Origin of the sequence: Thiomonas delicata, assembly GCF_900088825.1 — a bacterium.
GTDB lineage: Bacteria > Pseudomonadota > Gammaproteobacteria > Burkholderiales > Burkholderiaceae_C > Thiomonas_A > Thiomonas_A delicata.
The window spans coordinates 450,365-467,007 of record NZ_LT592171.1; the positions used below are offsets into that span (position 1 = coordinate 450,365).

Here is a 16,643-nt window from a genome sequence, read left to right on the forward strand (position 1 = left end):
GCATGTGCTGACCTGCTGCGAGGCGTTCGTCGACCAGGGGCAGCAAGCGCGTTTAGTCGAAAGCCCACGCTTCGGGCAGCGCGATGGTTTGCCTCTCGCGCCACGGCAGGGTGCTATGCAGGATGCGGCCGTCGTCCTCTGCGATCACTCCATAGGAGATCTCGAAGTCGGCGAGCCGCCTCAATTCCTCAACGGTTGCCCGGCCAGTGGCCAGACTCGCCCAGAGCTCCCGGCTTTGCGTGGCGTCCATTGCGCGAGGTCGGATCAGCATGAAACGCCTGCCTGAGCGCAGCCAGAGTACTGGGCCTTCCGCACTGCGACTTCGGGCAACCCAACCCGTCTGATCGCTGGCCGGCTCGCGTTCCCAGCGCTCGGCGTAATCCGCCTCGACGCCGTATTCGTCGATGGCGTCCAAGGTGGACGCGAAGGCCATGCAGCCCAGGTCGCGCCGGCCGCTGGGATGGTAGTCGAGTTGGCGCAGCCATTCGCACGTGTCCCCCTGCACCTGGGTAATGCCGGCGAAGCCCTCCTGGCGCAGCAGGCCGAGCAGTTCGTCGTGGCTGCAATCGTGCACGGATCTACGTCCCTCGCATGGCGGCCGATCGGCCGGAATGCGCAGGTCGGCGTGCCACTGCGCGGTCTGCATCCACAGCACGAGGGTGGTGTCGTCGCGCAGACCCGGCGCGGTCAGCAGGGTGCGGCGCCACAGGCCCTGGTAGTGCGGAGGGACGGTGTACGACATCAGTCGTGGAATTCGGGGAAGTGGCGCAGGCTTTTCCAGAACGCCAGATCGTGATTGGGCCACAGCATGGCCTGCTCGCGTGCGGCCAGGGCCTTGAGTTTGCGGATGCTGGCGATGGCCTGGTCCTCGCGGTCCTGCCAGCAGATGCCGGGGGCGACTTCGTCGCGCAGGTTTTCCTCCAGATCGGCGGCGTCGCCGCAGAGGATCACGGGGGCGCCGCGTGGCAGTTCGACCCATAGCGACATATGGCCGGCGGTGTGCCCCGGGCTGGAGATGGCGCGCACGCCGGGAAGAAGATCGTATTCGCCGCGCATGGTTTTCCAGCGGTGATCACCGGCGAAGTCGTCGGCGAAATAGGCGGGGTCCAGCCCGCTGCGCGCGGCTTGCATTTCGTCGTGCTGCACGTGCACCTCGGCGCCGCACACCTCGCACAGGCCGCCGGCGTGGTCGAAGTGCAGATGGCCGAGGAAGACCACGTCGATGTCCGCCGGGCTCAGACCGAGGCGCGCCAGATGGCTGGGCAGGCGCTGGTCCTCGCGCATGTCGGGGGCGCCGAAGGCGAAGGTCTGCGGGTCGTAGTGGCGCGCGCGCTGCGTGGGGTCGACGATCTTGCCGTAGTCGCAGCCGACGTCGTAGAGGATGCGTCCCTGCGTGGTCTCGATGAGGTAGGCCAGGATGGGGGCTTCGATGATTTCGCCTTGCCCGCGATGGCGGGTGGAGATGGACTTGTCGTAGCGGTGCGTGGCGGTGAGCAGCGGCCACATGCGCAAAACCTGGGTCATGGGGATTCCTGGGGCAGGGTGTCGATGGCCCCGGCGAGCTCCGCGCTGGTATGCACGCTGCCGAAGATGCCGCCTTCCACCGTCACCATGTCCAGCGCGGCCTGGTGCAAGGCGGGGAAAGCCGAGGCGCAGGCGTCGCCGGCGAGGCGGCAGCGGTAGCCGAGGTCCGTCGCGGCGCGCAACGTCGAGTGCACGCAAACCTCGGTGGTCACGCCGCACAGCACCAGTTCGTGGATTCCCTGCGCGGCGAGGATCTGCTGCAGATCGGTTTGGTGAAACGCGCTGTAACCGGGTTTGTCCACCACGGGTTCGTCGGCCCGGGGGGCGAGTTCATCGACGATGCCGTGGCCATGTTCGCCGCGCACCAGCAGCCGGCCCAGCGGGCCGGGCGTGCCGATGGGGGCGCCGGCGCGGGCGGCGCGTTGTTGCTTGGTGGACGGGCAGTCGGAAAGGTCGGCGCAGTGGCCTTCGCGGGTATGGATGACGAGCAGACCCCGGCGCCGCGCGGCGTGCAGCAGGCGCTGCGCGCCAGGGATGGCCGCGCGCAGCAGGGCAGTGTTCAGCCCGGCGTGGGCGGCGTAGCCGCGCGGGTCGAGAAAGTCGCGCTGCATGTCGATGACCAGCAGCGCGGTGTCGCGGCCAAGCGGCATGGGCGCGAGATCGGACATCTCAGTCGGCGAACTCGCCGCGGATGGCGGCGACCAGGCGTTCGGTCAGTTCCTGCGACATGGTCGCGCCCTTGGCCGCGTCGGCGCCGCGCGCGGACGACAGTACGCCCGACGGCGGCACCCATTGCGGGCGCGGCGGATAGGTGTCGTAGGGCGGGAAATGCGCGGGTCCGTCGTCCGGCAGCAGGTCCATGCGCACCAGTTCGGGGTGGTGGTGCAGCATCAGCGAGGTTTCGATGACGGCGGCGTGCTCCAGCGCGAATCCGGGGAAGCCGTCTGGGAACACGCGCGCCAGGGTCTGCTCGGTGAGGAAGTCCCAGTATTCCAGGCGCATGACCCGCAGCGGGCAGGCTGGGCCGAGTTCGCGCAGCGCCAGGTCGATGCCTTCGGTGACGAACCACTGGTTCTCGTAGTGCCCGACCACCACCACCAGCTTGCGCACGCCGTGGCGGGCCAGTTCGCGGATGACGTCGCGGGTGATCTGGATCAGGCTGGACGCATCCAGGCTGGTGGTGCCGGGGAAGTGCTGGCCGCCGCCGCATTTGGGCTGCGACTTGTAGCCATAGCTCAGCGCGGGCGCGACGATGCCGTCGATGCGCGCGGCGACGCCGGCCGACACCGCGGTGGCGAGCAGCGCGTCGGTGCCTAGCGGCAGGTGCGGGCCGTGTTGTTCGAGCGCGCCGCAGGGCAGGAACACCACCGGGCTGTCTTCGGCGATGCGGTCGCGGTAGGCGATCCAGCTCATGCGGTCCATCATCACGGGGTTCATGCCATCGTCCTTTCTTGGTCGTGTTGCGCCGTCGCGTTCAGGCCATCAGCGCCCCGCCGTTGGGGCTGAGGGTCTGGCCGCAGTAATAGCTGGCGTGCGGGGAGGCGAGGAACACGGCGGTGGCGGCGATTTCCTCGGGTCGCCCCACGCGGCCCATCGGCACGTCGGCTTCCTTCGCCGCCCAGGCCGCGCTCATCTGGTCCAGCGCCAGCATGGGGGTGTCCACCGGCCCAGGCGCGATGGCGTTGATGCGCACCGTCGGCGCGAACTCGCGCGCCAGCGAGCGTGTGAGGGTGATGACCCCGGCCTTGGCCGCCGTGTAGGCGGTGAACCCGGCGCGGCCGAGGTAGCCGAGTTCCGACGCCACGTTGATGATGCAGCCGCCGCCGCGGCGCAGCATGGCGGGCAGGGCAGCCTGGCAGCACAGGAACACGGACTTGAGGTCGGTGGCCAGGACGTGATCCCATTCCGACTCGCGCATGTCCAGAAAGGGTTTTTCAAGCAGGATGCCGGCGTTGTTGACCAGGATGTCGACAACGCCGTGGCGTTGCAGGCAGGCGTCCATCATGCCGCGCACCGCGGCGCCCTGCGACACGTCGGCCTCCACCGCCCAGGCCGATCCACCCGCAGCGGCGATCAGCGCCACGGTTTCATCCGCCAATTCGGCGCGACCGAGATGGTTGACGATGACCGTCGCGCCCGCCTCGGCCATGGCCACGGCGATGGCGCGGCCGATGCCGGTGGTGGCGCCGGTCACCAGCGCGGTTCTGCCCGAGAAATCGTCGTCGCGCATGCGCTTCAGACCGCCGTGAGGAAGGACACGCCCACCGCGCCGTAGAAATCCTGGGCCTTGTCCGCGCCGGTCGTGACCACGCCGTAGTCGTCGCTGAGCACGCGCTGCACGCGGTGGCGGTGAAAGCCGCGCAGCAGGCCGGCCATGGGCAGAACCTGGGTGCCGTCGTCCGCATACAACTCGCGGTGCAGCGTGGGAAGGCGGTACCAGGGCACCGTCGGTTTTTCGTGGTGGGCGTTGTGGTAGCTGAAGTTCAGCAGCAGCAGGTTGAGCCAGGGGTGCCCCAGCGAAACCAGATTGGAATAGGTGTTGTGCTGCTCGTAGTCGTGATCGCGCACCTTGTCGTTGGGAATGCTGCCGCCGGTGAGCACGGCGAAGGCGTCGTAGGTGTGCTGGTAGGCGTCGGCGAAACGCAGCACGGTGACGAACAACAGGTAGGCGACGAAATACAGCAGCACCGCCTTGGGCGAAACCCAAGCCAGCGCGGCGAAGAACGCCAGGCGCACGGCCAGCACGGCCAGGATGCGCCTGCGCCCCGCCGCGCGTTCCGGGGCGATGAAGGGCAGCAGCATCACGTAGGCGCGCATGATGAATTCGACCGCCGGGATGTAGGCCCACTCCAGCGCCAGCACCAGCGCGCGCACCCACGCTGGGGCCTCGCGCAGGAAGCGCTTGTAATCGAAGGTGATGACGTCGGCGCGGTCGATGTGGTGGCGCATGTGCTTGCGCCGCAGGTCGGCGAAGGGTGCGTAGCAGCTGCCGTTGATCCAGCTCATCACCGTGCCGCCGCGCTGGTTGGCGGCGTTGGATTTGAAGATCGCGCCATGCGCGAATTCGTGCAGGAAATAGGCGGAATAGGTCAACGCATGCGCGAGCAGCAGCACGCCCAGGGCGTTGAGCCACCACGCCTGCGCGACCAGCAGGCCCACGCCCGCGAGATAGCCCGCGGCCATGTGGCCCAGGGCAAGGATGTTGGGAACGGCGCCGTCGTCGTAGCGGAACAGGGTGCTGGCCATGGTGGTCTCCGAGCTTGGCTCCCGGCGTGGCGCGCAGCAGCGGCCGAGCCGCCTCACGCGCCACCGAGGCAACGCTTTCTCGTTATTTGGCGAGCTCCATCACGAACTTGGCATCGAAGGTTTCGGCGATGGGGGGAACGCTGCTGATCTGCTTCTTGCCCATCAGCACCTTGCCGATCACCGGGCCGCTGCCGTAGAGCGAGGTGGTCGCGGTGGACTTGGTGAAGGTCTTCACCATGCCGGCCAGCGGAATGTTGAACACGCCCGACATCTGGTCCTTCACGTCCTTGGCCGAGATGCCCATGGCTTTGCCGATGATGGCATCGGCATCGTCCGGGTCGGACTTCATGTAGGCCAAACCTTCCAGATAGGCCTGGATGGTGGCCTTGACCTCTTTCGGATGCGCGGCGATGTAGGCCTTGTTGAACACCAGCACGTCGGTGATCAGGCCCGGGGCGTCCTTGGACGAGAACACGACGTGGAATTTCTTGCCGCCGCCCATGGCGACGATCTGCGACAGGCTGGGTTCATAGGTCACGCCGATCGGGATGCCGCCCGAGGCCATGGCCGCGGGCACCTGCTCGGGGGTCATGCTGATGGACTGGATGTCCTTTTCGCCCATGCCGTTCTTCAACAGCGCGTAGGACAGCAGGAAGTCCGAAGGCGACAGCGGGTTGTAGCCGATCTTCTGGCCCTTGAACTGGCTGATCTTGGTGATGTCCGTCTTGGCGACGATGGCGTCGGCGCCGTTGGAGTAGTCGATCGGCATCACCACCTGGAGATGCAAGCCCTTGGCGTCGGAGCCGATGACCTGGTCATAGGTGAGCATGCCGCCGTCGACGGCCTTGCTGGCGATGGCCGAGGGGATCAGCGCCGGATCGTTGAAGTTCTGCAGCTTGGCGTCGAGGCCGTATTTCTTGAAGAAACCCTTCGCCGCGGCGACGTAGAACGGACCGTAGCCGATCCAGACCACGGTGCCGATGTTCATGGTGGACTCGGCCTGGGCGACTTGCACGCCCGACACGGTGAGGGAGGCGAAGGCGGCAAGGCTTGCGAGGGTGCGCAAGGCGACTCTGCGGGCGAACGGCATGGTTGAGGCTCCGGATGTGAGGGTTGAGAACGGGCACGGAAGAAAGCGGTGACGACGCTTTTCTCCCGGGCTTTTATCCCTCCGTGGAGCCTCCAGGGGAGGCCGGGCGGCTCTCGGACCAGACGCTTCGCGAAGAAGCCGGAACCCTAGCTGCCCTGTCAAACGCAAAACAACAATTGGCGATCAACCACCAATTCCGTGCAGCTCCAACTATGCAAGGAGCGTGCCTGGGGCGGCGCCACAGGCCCTGGGGTCTTGGCTCGGCCCCACGCTGGCGCGAGGGGCGCTGGGGCGGCAGCACGGTCGTGTCTTGGTGCAAAAGTCTTGGTGCAAAAGGCACCAGTTTGGGACATAGGGCACCGCACCGCGCCATGCCGGGCCGCGTGTGATTTGTCGCGCCCAGATCAGTCCCGCCGCGCCACCATGTCGATCTCGATCCGCGCGCCCTTGGCCAGCCCCGACACGCCGACGCAGGTCCGCGCCGGCCGCCTCCCGGCGGGAAAGTAGCTGGCGTACACGCGGTTCATCGCGTCGTAGTCGGCGTCGAAATACAGCAGGAACACGCGCACCGACACCACATGCGCCAGCGTCAGCCCGCAGCCTTCGAGCACCGTGGCGAGATTCTTCATGACCTGGTGCGTCTGCGCCTCGATGCCCTCGGGGTAGGCCGAATCCAGCGTGGTGCCGCTGAACGGCATCTGCCCCGTGAGGAAGACCCAGCCATCGGTTTCGACGGCATGGCTGAAAGGCGCGACCGGGTCGGGCGCGCCGGGGATCATGTGAAAGACAGGTGGCATGGGGAAGGTCCAGGTTCAAGGCAATGCCGGCCGGACGGCTCGGTGTCGCCGGATCATAAGGAGCCATGTTGCAGCGGCACAAGAGTCGCCCGTTGCGGTTCGGGCGATCTGCGATGAGCCTTCCAGAGGTGCGCCGCACAAGGCGTTCGGCCAGGCTGCGTGTTGATTCATTTCCAAAACTGGGCCATTTGGGGACGCGTTCACGTTGAAATCTGAGCCACGTTGCCGCTCTATCGTGCTGAGTTTTTCAGCACAGGGGAGCAGGAGTGATCAACGTGAGCACATTGAGCAAGTTGCGCCGCCTCGTGCTGAGGCAGGACGTGTCGGTGCGCGAGGCCAGCCGCAGGCTGGGCATCTCGCGCAACACAGCCACCAAGTGGCTCAAAGATGGTCAGATGACCGAGCCCAGATACCCTCAACGGGTGTCAGGTCCCAGCATCCTGGATCCGTACAAGGAGCAGTTGAGCCAGTGGCTCAAAGCCGATAGCCATCGCAGCAAACGCGATCGGCGCGGGATCAAGGCGATGTTTGAAGCGCTGCGGGCGCAGGGCTACAGCGGCAGCCGGGGGCCGGTGTACACATTTGCCCAGCGCTGGCAGCAAGAGCAAGGCAACGCGGCACGCGGCGCGGGGTTTATACCGCTGAGCTTCGAGTTGGGCGAGGCGTTCCAGTTCGACTGGAGCTGCGAGTACCTCTTCATCGGTGGGCTGCGTCGCCGCCTGGAGGTGGCACACACCAAGCTGGCGGCCAGTCGTGCCTTCTGCCTGGTGGCGTACTACAGCCAGGCGCACGAGATGCTGTTCGATGCGCACGCGCGCGCGTTCGCTCTCTTCGGTGGCGTGCCCCGGCGGGGCATCTACGACAACATGAAGACGGCGGTGGACAAGGTCGGCCAGGGCAAGCAGCGCAGCGTCAACGCGCGCTTTGAGGCCATGACCGGGCACTATCTGTTCGAGCCGGAGTTCTGCAGCCGGGCCGCCGGCTGGGAGAAGGGGGTCGTCGAGAAGAACGTTCAGGATCGGCGCAAGGACATCTGGCGCGAGGCCAGTGAACGGCGCTGGGGATCGCTTGGCGAGTTCAACGACTGGTTGCAGCAGGCCTGTGTGAAGGCCTGGGCCGAGATGAGCCACCCTGAATGGACGCAGCTCACGGTGGCCGATGTCTGGCAGGACGAACGGGTTCGCCTCATGCCCAACCCCCGAGCGTTTGATGGCTATGTGGAGCAGCCGGTTCGGGTCTCTGCCACTTCGCTGATCCACTTCCAGCGCAACCGCTATAGCGTGCCGTGCGAATGGATCCACGCGGTGGTCAGCTTGCGGGCCTATGCCGATGGTCTGCTGGTGGTCGGGCCTGACGGGCGACAGGTGCGCCTGGCGCGCAGCTTCGAGCGGGATCAGACGCTCTACGACTGGATGAACCGCCCCGGGTTTTGAGGAGGCTCCAACCTTTGAGAAGATGGAGCCATGAACAAGACGAACAAGTTTTCCCCCGAAGTGCGCGAGCGCGCGGTACGCATGGTGCAGGAGCACCGAGGCGAGTACCCCTCGCTGTGGGCCGCAGTCGAATCCATGGCCCCCAAGATTGGCTGCGTGCCACAGACGCTGCTGGAGTGGGTCAAGCGCGAGGAAGTCGATACAGGCCAGCGCGACGGCCTGACGAGCAGCGAGCGTGAACGCCTCAAACAACTCGAGCGCGAGAACAAGGAATTGCGCCGGGCCAATGACATCCTCAAAGCGGCGAGTGCTTTTTTCGCCCAGGCGGAGCTCGACCGCCGTTTGAAGAGTTGAAGCGATTCATCGACCAGCACCGCCCCATGCACGGGGTCGAGCCCATCTGCAAAGTGCTGCAGATGGCCCCGTCGTGTTACTGGCGCCATGCCGCGCGTCATCGCAACCCCGAGTTGCGCAGCGCCCGTGCTCAGCGCGACGATGCGCTGGCTGCCGACATCCAGCGTGTGTGGCACGCCAACTGGCAGGTGTATGGAGCTGACAAGGTTTGGTTGCAGATGAACCGCGAGGGCAACCGGGTGGCGCGCTGCACGGTCGAGCGGCTGATGAAACGCCTGGGGCTGCAGGGTGCGCGGCGGAGCAAGAAGGTGCGAACCACGGTCCCCGACACTTGCACGCCGTGTCCGCAGGACCACGTCAACCGGGTGTTCAAAGCCGAGCGACCCAACCAGCTCTGGGTGTCGGACTTCACCTATGTGAGCACCTGGCAGGGCTGGCTGTACGTGGCGTTCGTCATCGACGTGTTTGCCCGACGCATCGTGGGCTGGCGCGTGAGCACATCCATGCAGACCGATTTCGTGATGGACGCGCTGGAGCAGGCTTTGTACGCGCGTCGGCCCGCTGCCCATGCCTTGGTCCACCATTCGGACAGAGGCGTGCAATACGTCAGCGTCAAGTACACCGAACGCTTGGCGCAGGCAGGCATCCAGCCCTCCGTGGGCAGCAAAGGAGACTCCTATGACAACGCCCTGGCCGAGACCATCAACGGGCTGTATAAGGCCGAATTGATTCACCGCCGCGGACCCTGGAAAACCAGGGAAGCCGTCGAACTGGCCACCCTGCAATGGGTGCACTGGTTCAACCACACCCGACTGCTCAAACCGATTGGGGGTATCCCTCCGGCAGAAGCTGAGGCAAACTACTGGCGCCAACAAGCCAGTCAACACGCCATTCCGGCATGACTTAAACCAACTAGCCTCCACGAAACCCGGGGCGGTTCATCGACGTGCTTCCCCGGCTTTCGGCGAACGCGAAGTTCGCGGGCCGCGTTTTCGGCAGCAACGCCGCCACCTGGTGGGGCTTTCATTACAGCGAGCTGCTCACCGAGCCCAAGCCGCGCGAGGTCGTCACGATCTACGAGATCGACTGCAGCCACGGCCACGGAGCCTGCGCGCACGCGGTCTACAACTACCGCTGGACGCCGCAGCGCGATCCCAGCGGAGTGGTGCATCCCACCATCGACTATCCGGGCATTCCTGTCGACCGCGGCAGCATCGTCGAGAACCACGACGTGCTGAAGAACGTGAAGATCCCGGTGCGCCCGCATTTCGGCGTGATCGCGGTGGCGCCGCGCGAGGTCGGCATGGTCGACTCGATCCCGCCGGCCTATTTCGGCGGCAACATCGACAACTGGCGGGTGGGCAAGGGGGCGAGCGTCTATCTGCCGGTCGGCGTCGAAGGTGCCTTGCTGTCGGTGGGCGACCCGCACGCCTCGCAGGGCGACTCGGAGCTTTGCGGCACGGCCATCGAATGCTCGCTCACCGGGGTGTTCCAGATCGTGCTGCACAAGGCCGAAACCTTGCATAACGAGCCCTATGCCGACATCGACTACCCGCTGGTGGAAACCGCGGACGAATGGGTTCTGCACGGCTTCAGCCATCCGGACTATTTCACCGAGTTCGGCGACAAGGCCTGCAGCGCGATTTACGAGAAGTCCTCCATCGATCTGGCCATGCGCGACGCGTTCCGCAAGACACGGCGGTTCCTGATGACCTCGCAGGGCCTGAGCGAGGACGAGGCCATCTCGCTGATGTCGGTCGCCGTGGATTTCGGCATCACCCAGGTGGTCGACGGCAACGTCGGCGTTCACGCCATCGTTCGCAAGGCTTTGTTCGGGGCCGGGGTTTCCCAGGTTTGAGGCCGCGTGTTGCGGGCTTGCCGGCGGGTATCCGTCGGTCCTTCGCTCAGACCCCGACGGCCGCGCCATCGCTGCGCGGATCTGCGGCGCCCTCGATGCGCCCGTCGGGGTGGCGCACCAGGGCGCCGGCGTGGCCCATGGTGTCGCTGAAGGCCTGGTCGAGCACCTCGACGTCGTGGCCGGCGTCCCGCAGGGCCTGCACCAGCGCGGGGTCGAAGCGGTTCTCCAGTTTCAGGTTCGTGCTGACATCGCCCCAGGTGCGGCCGAGCAGCCAGCGCGGCGCGCTGATGGCCTGCTGCAGGGGTTGGCCGTAGCGCGCATAGCGCGTGAACACGGCGGCCTGCGTTTGCGGCTGGCCTTCGCCGCCCATGGTGCCGTAGGGCATGACGCGGCCGTCGTCGAACAGGGCCAGGGCAGGGTTCAGCGTGTGGAAGGGTTTGCGCCCGGGTTCGAGGGCGTTGAGGTCGGCCGGGTCGAGCGAGAAGCTGATGCCGCGGTTCTGCCAGGTGATGCCGGTGTCGCGCAGCACGACGCCGGAGCCGAATTCCCAGTAGATGCTCTGGATGAAACTCACGGCGCGGCCTGCGCGGTCGATGGCGCCCATCCAGATGGTGTCGCCGGGTGCGGCGGGCTCGGGCCAGGGCAGGGCGGTGCGCATGTCGATGTCGGCGGCGAGCGCGTCGAGCGCGGCGTCGCCGAGGTGGCGGGCCGGGTCGCCGGGCACGCGGCGCGGGTCGGTGACCACCTGGTTGCGCACGCGGAAGGCGCGCTTGGTGGCCTCGATGAGGCCGTGCAGGTGCGCGAAACCTTCGCCTTCGGCCACGCCAAGGCGCTCGTAGAGGCCGAGGATCATCAGCGATGCCAGCCCCTGCGTCGATGGCGGCAGGTTGTAGACGGTGGCGTCGCGCAGGCGCACGGACAAGGGCGTGACCTCCTGCGCCATGTAGGCCGCGAGGTCGGCGGTGCGCACGGGGCTGCCGATGCGTTCGAGTTCGGCGCCGATGCGCCGTCCGAGTTCGCCGCGGTAGAAGCCATCGAGCCCATGCGCGGCCAGGCTTTGCAGGGTTTCGGCCAGGGCCGGTTGGCGCAGGATGTGGCCGGGCGCTGGCGGTGCGCCGTGGACGAGGAAAGCGTCGGCGAAGCCAGGCGCATCCTTCAAGCCATCGAGCTTTTGCCGGGTCAGTTCGGCCTGGCTGGTGGTGACGACCACGCCGTCGCGGGCATGGCGGATGGCGTCGCGCAGCAGCCGCTCCAGGGGCAGCGCCTGGCCACCCCAGGCGCCGGCGACGTCAAGGGCCTTGGCCCAGCCGCCGACGGTGCCGGCGACGGTGAGCGCGGCCTGTGGGCCGCGCGCCGGAATGGCGTCGAGCCCGGCGTAGCGTTGCGGGGTGGCCAGGGCGGCGGCGAAGCCGCTGGCGTCGATGGCCACAGGCGCATGGCCGGGGGTGTGGATGAGCCAGAAGCCGTCGCCGCCGATGGAGGTCATGTGGGGGTAGACCACGGCGATGGCGGCGGCCGCCGCGACCATGGCCTCGACGGCGTTGCCGCCGTCGAGAAGGACGTCGCGCCCGGCCTGGGCCGCGAGGTGGTGCGGGGCGACGACCATGCCGCCCAGGGCATTCGGAGTGTTCAGCATGCGTATGGTTGCTCGAGGTTGCGGCGCGTCAGCTTCGGTTGCGGCGCGCCTTGCGAAAACGCCAACGAGAAAATCCCGGCCTTACCGCTATCGCGCAAGGCTGGAGCCTTGGGTCCTGGAGACGCGGTGTTGGGTCGCCAAGGCGCCGAAGATCGCCAGCAGCGGAATGCTAGTCGCCGCATTGAAGCCCTGCCAGAGCAGGGCCGCGGTGAGCGCGGCGCCGCTGGCGTAGATGGCGAATGCCAGCGACTGGCGCTTGGCGTTGAAGATGGAGATGTTGCCGCCGCGCACGCTGGCGTGCATCAGGGTCATGACGATGCTGGTCAGGGTGCTGGTGAAGACCACGGTGGGAATGCCGTCGAGGTTGATCTTGCGTGCGGCCACGCTTTGCAGACCCATGCCGATGGCGGAGCACGCGATCAGGATGGCGAGCCAGATGCCTTCGGTGGGAAATCCGATCTGGCTCCAGAGCACGAAAAACAGTCCCAGAAACGCGGCCTCGGCGAGCAGGATCAGCATCAGCTCCCTTTGTTTGTCGCGCGCATGGACGAGCGCGCCGAGCGCGACGCCGCCGATATAGCCGCCGAGGGCGATGAGGGAATGGATGGCGGCGAACACATGCCCCCGGCCGATGGCCAGGCCGAGCAGGGCCGTGTTCCCGGTCATGGCCGAGGTGAAGACTTCCTGCAGCTTCAGGAAGGCGATGACGTCCGTCGCGCTCGAGGCGAAGGTCAGCAAGCCCAGGGTCAGGTCTCGGTGGTCGAAATGTTCCAGGTTCTGCGTGTTGCCTGCCATCCGATGCTCGTGGGTTGTGGTTCGAGCGGCGAGTTTAGACGCCGCCGGCCGTGCGCGCCATGTAGCGGGCGCGCATCCCCTTGAGGACGAAGAAGGCCAGCAGGGCGGCGCTCAAGTCGAGGGCGATCATCAGCCCGAACACCGGAATCCAGCTGCCGCTCGACTGGTGTATGAGCGCGGCGATGGGGCCGCCGAGGATGGAGCCGATACCCTGGGACATGTACAGGAAGCCATAGTTGGTCGTGGCGTAGCGCGTGCCGAAGGTGTCGGTCAGGGTCGAGGGAAACAAGGAAAATATCTCGCCCCAGCCGAAGAAGACGATGCCGGACAGCAGCACGAACCACAGCGGGTCGCTGCGCAGCCCCAGCCAGGCCAGCATGGCCAGGCCTTCCATGCCGAACGCGATGGCCATGGTGTTCTCACGCCCGATGCGGTCGGACAGCCAGCCGAAGAAGGGGCGCGTCAGCCCGTTGGTGAAGCGGTCGATGGTCAGTGCCAACGGCAGCGCGGCCATGCCCCAGACCAGCACCGAGGCGACGCCGAAATCCTTGGCGAACGCACCCATCTGCGAAATGACCATGAGGCCCGAGGTGGACATCATGGTCATCATGACGAACATGAGCCAGAACACCGGTTGTTTCAGCATGGTGGCGGGCTTGATGCCCGCGGCGCGCGATTCGACCCGCACGGATTGCGCCGCGACTTCGATCGGCGGCCGCTTGATGCCTTGGGCCGCGATCAGGCCCACCGCGCCGATGATGTAGCCGAACATCGTGATGGTTTGCGCGTAGCCGACCGCTGCCAGGCTGGAGGAGATCGGGAAGGTGGTGAGTATGGCGCCGAAGCCGTAGCCGGCGGCGACCATGCCGACGGCGAAGCCGCGCTGGCGGGGGAACCAGCGCACCATGAGGCCGACGACTCCCACATAGATGACGCCGGTGCCGATGCCGCCCAGCAGGCCGTAGGTCAGGTAGAGCTGGGTCACGCTGTGGGCCGAGGCGGACAGCACCCAGCTGGCCCCGGTGAGGATGGCGCCGATGGACAGCAGCATCCTGGGGCCGAACCGGTCCACCAGATAACCCTGGAACGGCGAGAAGAAGGTCTGCAGCACGATCAGGATCGAGAACGTGACCTGCAACTGTGCGAGGCTGGCGCCGAGCTGGCCGAGCAGCGGCTTGGTGAACAGGGCCCAGACGTACTGCGGGCTGGAAATGGCCATCATGCAAACCAGGCCCAGCGCGAGCTGGCCCCAGCGGCCCTTGAGGTCGGTCATGGGGATGGCGAGGCCTTGCGGCGGATCAAGCAGTGTGGACATGGAAACTCCTTGGTTGCGTCAAGGCGGCGTGCGACGCTGGTTCGAGGGCTTGTGTGTTCCAGCGGCCATTGGTGATCAGCCACCCACTCCGTGCCCATCGTCTTGAGCAAATTCCATGCCCGGACCCTTGTGCCGCGTGGCGGCCCAAAAGGCACCGAGGGCTTGCGACCCGGGCATGCCCAGGTGGCCGAGTCCGATGTGGCCGGCACCAAAGCTGAGCATGGTTCCCTCGATTGGGGCGCTCAAGGAAACGCCGGGGCGCCCCAAGTTTCGTTGATCCCCATGGGTGGGGTGGTGTGCCGACCCTGGGGCGCTCAGAGGATCGTCTGCGGCAGCGGCGAGCGCAGCGATGCGCACCCCGATCATGCCGTCGCGCAGGTTGCGTCGAAGCAGGTCGTGCTCGGACCGGCCCGGCGCCGGCCGGATCAGTCCGCCCGGCCACTCGTGCAGTGGCCGGGACGGGGTTCAGGCCTTGGCGCTGCGTGCAACCAGCGCGAAATGTTCCACGCGCGGCGGTTCCGCGAAGTAGGGGCCGACGATGGCGCGCCATTGGGCGAAGGCTTCGGACTGCCGAAAGCCCACGGTGTGATCTTCCAGCGTGGCCCAGTGGATCATCAGCAGATAGCGCTCGGCGGACTCGACGCCCTTGCGGATTTCATAGCCGATGAAACCTTTGGCGTGGGCGATGACCGTGTCCACGCCGCGGACGATGGCGGCTTCGAATTCGGCCTGCCGGCCGGGCTGGATGCGGATGTCGGCGAGTTCAAGAATCATGGTCTGGTGTGTCCTCGGTGGATGGGTGTTTCAACGTTCCTGATCGGTGGGGCGCAGCAGGATTTCGTTGATGTTGACATGCGCGGGCTGGCCGGCGCAGAACACGATGGTGCGGGCGATGTCCTCGCTTTGCAATTGACGCATGCTGTCGGCCCAGGTGTTGAGGGCCGTTTGCGTGGGGGCGTGGGCGATATGGTCGCGCAACTCGGTTGCCGCCACGCCGGGCTCGATCACGGTGACGCGGATATTGTCCTTGTAGGCTTCGCGGCGCAGCGATTCGCTGAAACCCACCACGCCCCATTTGGTGGCCGAGTAGCCGCCGGTGTTGGGGTTGGCCTGGCGGCCCGCCGTGGAAGCGATGTTGATGATGTGGCCGTCCTTGCGCGCACGCATGCCGGGCAGGGCGGCCTGGGTGGTGGCGATGAGGGCCATCAGATTCAACTGGGTCATGTGCTGCCAGCGGCTCAGGTCTGCGCTGTCGATGGGTTCCAGGTACATGACGCCGGCGTTGTTCACCAGCACATCGAGCCTGCCGTAATGGGCCTCGGCGTCGCGCACGACTTGCTGCGCCGCCTGCAGATCGGCCAGATCGGCCGGCAGCACCAGCACCTGCGCGCCAAGCCCGCGCAGCTTGGACGCGAGCGCTTCGAGCCGGTCGGCGCGGCGGGCGGTGAGGGCCAGGCGTGCTCCGGCCTGCGCGAACAGTTCGGCGGTGGCTTCGCCGAATCCCGACGAGGCGCCGGTGATGAGGACGACACGATCTTGCAGATGGGCGGGGGCGAGATTGAGAGGCATGCAGAACTCCTTGGGTGGAGGGACGATTCTGCGCGTCCGGCACTGGCTTTGCAGGCCTGCGCGCAACGCACGACCCGGGCGTGGTGGGACTGCGCGCTCGCCTGCGCGCGCCGCGCGGATCGGCTAAAGTCGGCCGCGATGCCCCGCCCAAATTTCCGCGAAATGCCGCCATTCACGCCGCGAGCTTGCCCATGTCTTCGTCCCCTTACGCACTGATCGTCGGCGTCGGCGATGGGCTCAGCGCCTCGCTGGCGCGCATGCTCGCCGGGGAGGGCGGCTACAAGCTCGCGCTGGCCGCGCGTCGCCCCGACAATGTTGCGGCCTTGGCCCGGGAACTGGGGGCGTTGGCGGTGGGCTGCGATGCCGTCGAGCCGGCCCAGGTGGAGGCGCTGTTCAACCAGCTCGAGGCGGCCTTCGGCGGCGCGCCCGAGGTGGTGATTTACAACCCCGGCGCCAGGGTGCGCGGTCCGATCACCGAGGTGGACCCGCAGGCGGTGGCGCAAGCCCTGGCCGTGAACGCGTACGGCGGTTTCCTGGTGGCGCAACAGGCCGCGCGGCGCATGCTGCCGCGCGGGCGCGGTGCCATCCTGTTCACCGGCGCCTCGGCCAGCGTGAAGGGCTATGCGCACTCGGCCGCGTTCGCGATGGGCAAGTTCGCCCTGCGCGGGCTGGCGCAGAGCCTGGCACGCGAGCTGGCGCCGCAAGGGATCCACGTCGCGCATTTCGTCATCGACGGCGTCATTCGCAATCCGGGGCGGCAGGAACCCGCCGAAGCGCCCGACTCCATGCTCGACCCCGACGCCATCGCCCGCAGCTATTTGCAGGTGCTGCGGCAGGACCGCAGCGCATGGACCTGGGAACTTGAATTGCGGCCGTGGGTGGAGCGGTTCTGAGCACCCCAGGGTCGGCACGCCGGATGGCGTTCGCCAGCCACGCGCAGGCGCTCGCGCGCTGCGGGCTCACCCCACCCGTGGGGGTCAAGAAAACTTGGGAGCGGTCCGGCGTTTTCTTGAGAGCACGTAAGTT

Annotated in this window: 15 protein-coding genes, 2 pseudogenes, 1 riboswitch and 1 other annotated feature; of the genes and pseudogenes, 4 read left to right on the forward strand and 13 right to left on the reverse strand. The window is 66.9% G+C overall.

Annotated elements, in window-relative coordinates; genetic code table 11:
- Positions 1–52: 52 nt before the first annotated feature.
- The 8 genes from THIARS_RS11650 to THIARS_RS11685 all read right to left on the reverse strand — a co-directional run bounded on the left by THIARS_RS11650 (position 53) and on the right by THIARS_RS11685 (position 6,657).
- A complete protein-coding gene (locus THIARS_RS11650) occupies positions 53–742 on the reverse strand; it encodes a hypothetical protein (RefSeq protein WP_094161082.1) in 690 nt (229 codons plus the stop codon).
- Positions 742–1,524 (reverse strand): N-acyl homoserine lactonase family protein, encoded by a 783-nt coding sequence (locus tag THIARS_RS11655; protein ID WP_094161083.1) that lies wholly within the window; start codon positions 1,522–1,524, stop codon positions 742–744. The genes THIARS_RS11650 and THIARS_RS11655 overlap by 1 nt, the downstream gene beginning before the upstream one ends.
- Entirely contained in the window at positions 1,521–2,192 is a 672-nt protein-coding gene (locus THIARS_RS11660; RefSeq protein WP_094161084.1) for a cysteine hydrolase family protein, read from the reverse strand. Before THIARS_RS11660 ends, THIARS_RS11655 begins: the two co-directional genes overlap by 4 nt.
- 1 nt (position 2,193) lies before the next feature.
- On the reverse strand, positions 2,194–2,961 hold the full coding sequence (locus THIARS_RS11665) for a creatininase (RefSeq protein ID WP_094161085.1): 768 nt from the start codon (positions 2,959–2,961) through the stop codon (positions 2,194–2,196).
- A 37-nt stretch (positions 2,962–2,998) separates the two neighbouring features.
- Positions 2,999–3,754: an SDR family NAD(P)-dependent oxidoreductase gene (locus THIARS_RS11670; protein WP_094161086.1), complete on the reverse strand. Its 756-nt coding sequence runs from the start codon at positions 3,752–3,754 to the stop codon at positions 2,999–3,001.
- 5 nt (positions 3,755–3,759) lie between these two features.
- Positions 3,760–4,770, reverse strand: a complete 1,011-nt coding sequence (locus THIARS_RS11675; protein WP_094161087.1) for a fatty acid desaturase family protein — start codon at positions 4,768–4,770, stop codon at positions 3,760–3,762.
- An 82-nt stretch (positions 4,771–4,852) separates the two neighbouring features.
- A complete protein-coding gene (locus tag THIARS_RS11680; RefSeq protein WP_094161088.1) occupies positions 4,853–5,860 on the reverse strand; it encodes an ABC transporter substrate-binding protein in 1,008 nt (335 codons plus the stop codon).
- Between the two features lie 60 nt (positions 5,861–5,920).
- A riboswitch (guanidine-I (ykkC/yxkD leader) is annotated at positions 5,921–6,021 on the reverse strand.
- Positions 6,022–6,264: 243 nt separating this feature from the next.
- Positions 6,265–6,657 (reverse strand): RidA family protein, encoded by a 393-nt coding sequence (locus THIARS_RS11685; protein ID WP_245845901.1) that lies wholly within the window; start codon positions 6,655–6,657, stop codon positions 6,265–6,267.
- A gap of 275 nt (positions 6,658–6,932) precedes the next feature.
- Between THIARS_RS11685 and istA the strand changes: the two are divergent.
- The 3 genes and pseudogenes from istA to THIARS_RS11700 form a co-directional block, all read left to right on the forward strand.
- Positions 6,933–8,069, forward strand: a pseudogene (istA, locus tag THIARS_RS11690) (IS21 family transposase); the annotation flags it as partial.
- A gap of 51 nt (positions 8,070–8,120) precedes the next feature.
- A protein-coding gene (locus THIARS_RS11695) for an IS3 family transposase (RefSeq protein ID WP_094159366.1) occupies positions 8,121–9,346 on the forward strand; the annotation gives its coding sequence in 2 pieces (ribosomal slippage) (positions 8,121–8,400 and positions 8,400–9,346; 1,227 coding nt in all).
- Positions 8,399–8,515 (forward strand) — a sequence feature (AL1L pseudoknot). It overlaps the preceding gene by 117 nt.
- Before the next feature lie 32 nt (positions 9,347–9,378).
- Positions 9,379–10,302, forward strand: a pseudogene (locus THIARS_RS11700) (acetamidase/formamidase family protein); the annotation flags it as partial.
- Between the two features lie 46 nt (positions 10,303–10,348).
- On the opposite strand, the gene THIARS_RS11705 reads toward THIARS_RS11700, so the two are convergent.
- From THIARS_RS11705 to THIARS_RS11730, 5 genes are all read right to left on the reverse strand, one after another.
- A complete protein-coding gene (locus THIARS_RS11705) occupies positions 10,349–11,938 on the reverse strand; it encodes a gamma-glutamyltransferase family protein (RefSeq protein ID WP_094161090.1) in 1,590 nt (529 codons plus the stop codon).
- 87 nt (positions 11,939–12,025) lie between these two features.
- Positions 12,026–12,733 (reverse strand): YoaK family protein, encoded by a 708-nt coding sequence (locus tag THIARS_RS11710; protein WP_094161091.1) that lies wholly within the window; start codon positions 12,731–12,733, stop codon positions 12,026–12,028.
- A 34-nt stretch (positions 12,734–12,767) separates the two neighbouring features.
- Positions 12,768–14,048 carry an oxalate/formate MFS antiporter gene (gene oxlT / locus THIARS_RS11715; protein WP_094161092.1) on the reverse strand — a complete coding sequence of 427 codons (1,281 nt, stop codon included), beginning with the start codon at positions 14,046–14,048 and terminating at the stop codon, positions 12,768–12,770.
- A 465-nt stretch (positions 14,049–14,513) separates the two neighbouring features.
- Positions 14,514–14,822 (reverse strand): antibiotic biosynthesis monooxygenase family protein, encoded by a 309-nt coding sequence (locus THIARS_RS11725; RefSeq protein ID WP_094161094.1) that lies wholly within the window; start codon positions 14,820–14,822, stop codon positions 14,514–14,516.
- A 30-nt stretch (positions 14,823–14,852) separates the two neighbouring features.
- A complete protein-coding gene (locus THIARS_RS11730; RefSeq protein WP_094161095.1) occupies positions 14,853–15,617 on the reverse strand; it encodes an SDR family oxidoreductase in 765 nt (254 codons plus the stop codon).
- Positions 15,618–15,808: 191 nt separating this feature from the next.
- On the opposite strand from THIARS_RS11730, the gene THIARS_RS11735 reads away from it, so the two are divergent.
- On the forward strand, positions 15,809–16,510 hold the full coding sequence (locus THIARS_RS11735) for an SDR family NAD(P)-dependent oxidoreductase (protein ID WP_094162104.1): 702 nt from the start codon (positions 15,809–15,811) through the stop codon (positions 16,508–16,510).
- Positions 16,511–16,643: the final 133 nt, after the last annotated feature.

Bases quoted from the DNA above. Each gene is read 5' to 3' on its own strand.
- THIARS_RS11650 (WP_094161082.1), bottom strand. From the start codon at position 742: ATGTCGTACACCGTCCCTCCGCACTACCAGGGCCTGTGGCGCCGCACC.
- THIARS_RS11655 (WP_094161083.1), bottom strand. From the start codon at position 1,524: ATGACCCAGGTTTTGCGCATGTGGCCGCTGCTCACCGCCACGCACCGC.
- THIARS_RS11660 (WP_094161084.1), bottom strand. From the start codon at position 2,192: ATGTCCGATCTCGCGCCCATGCCGCTTGGCCGCGACACCGCGCTGCTG.
- THIARS_RS11665 (WP_094161085.1), bottom strand. From the start codon at position 2,961: ATGAACCCCGTGATGATGGACCGCATGAGCTGGATCGCCTACCGCGAC.
- THIARS_RS11670 (WP_094161086.1), bottom strand. From the start codon at position 3,754: ATGCGCGACGACGATTTCTCGGGCAGAACCGCGCTGGTGACCGGCGCC.
- THIARS_RS11675 (WP_094161087.1), bottom strand. From the start codon at position 4,770: ATGGCCAGCACCCTGTTCCGCTACGACGACGGCGCCGTTCCCAACATC.
- THIARS_RS11680 (WP_094161088.1), bottom strand. From the start codon at position 5,860: ATGCCGTTCGCCCGCAGAGTCGCCTTGCGCACCCTCGCAAGCCTTGCC.
- THIARS_RS11685 (WP_245845901.1), bottom strand. From the start codon at position 6,657: ATGCCACCTGTCTTTCACATGATCCCCGGCGCGCCCGACCCGGTCGCG.
- THIARS_RS11705 (WP_094161090.1), bottom strand. From the start codon at position 11,938: ATGCTGAACACTCCGAATGCCCTGGGCGGCATGGTCGTCGCCCCGCAC.
- THIARS_RS11710 (WP_094161091.1), bottom strand. From the start codon at position 12,733: ATGGCAGGCAACACGCAGAACCTGGAACATTTCGACCACCGAGACCTG.
- oxlT (WP_094161092.1), bottom strand. From the start codon at position 14,048: ATGTCCACACTGCTTGATCCGCCGCAAGGCCTCGCCATCCCCATGACC.
- THIARS_RS11725 (WP_094161094.1), bottom strand. From the start codon at position 14,822: ATGATTCTTGAACTCGCCGACATCCGCATCCAGCCCGGCCGGCAGGCC.
- THIARS_RS11730 (WP_094161095.1), bottom strand. From the start codon at position 15,617: ATGCCTCTCAATCTCGCCCCCGCCCATCTGCAAGATCGTGTCGTCCTC.
- THIARS_RS11735 (WP_094162104.1), top strand. From the start codon at position 15,809: ATGTCTTCGTCCCCTTACGCACTGATCGTCGGCGTCGGCGATGGGCTC.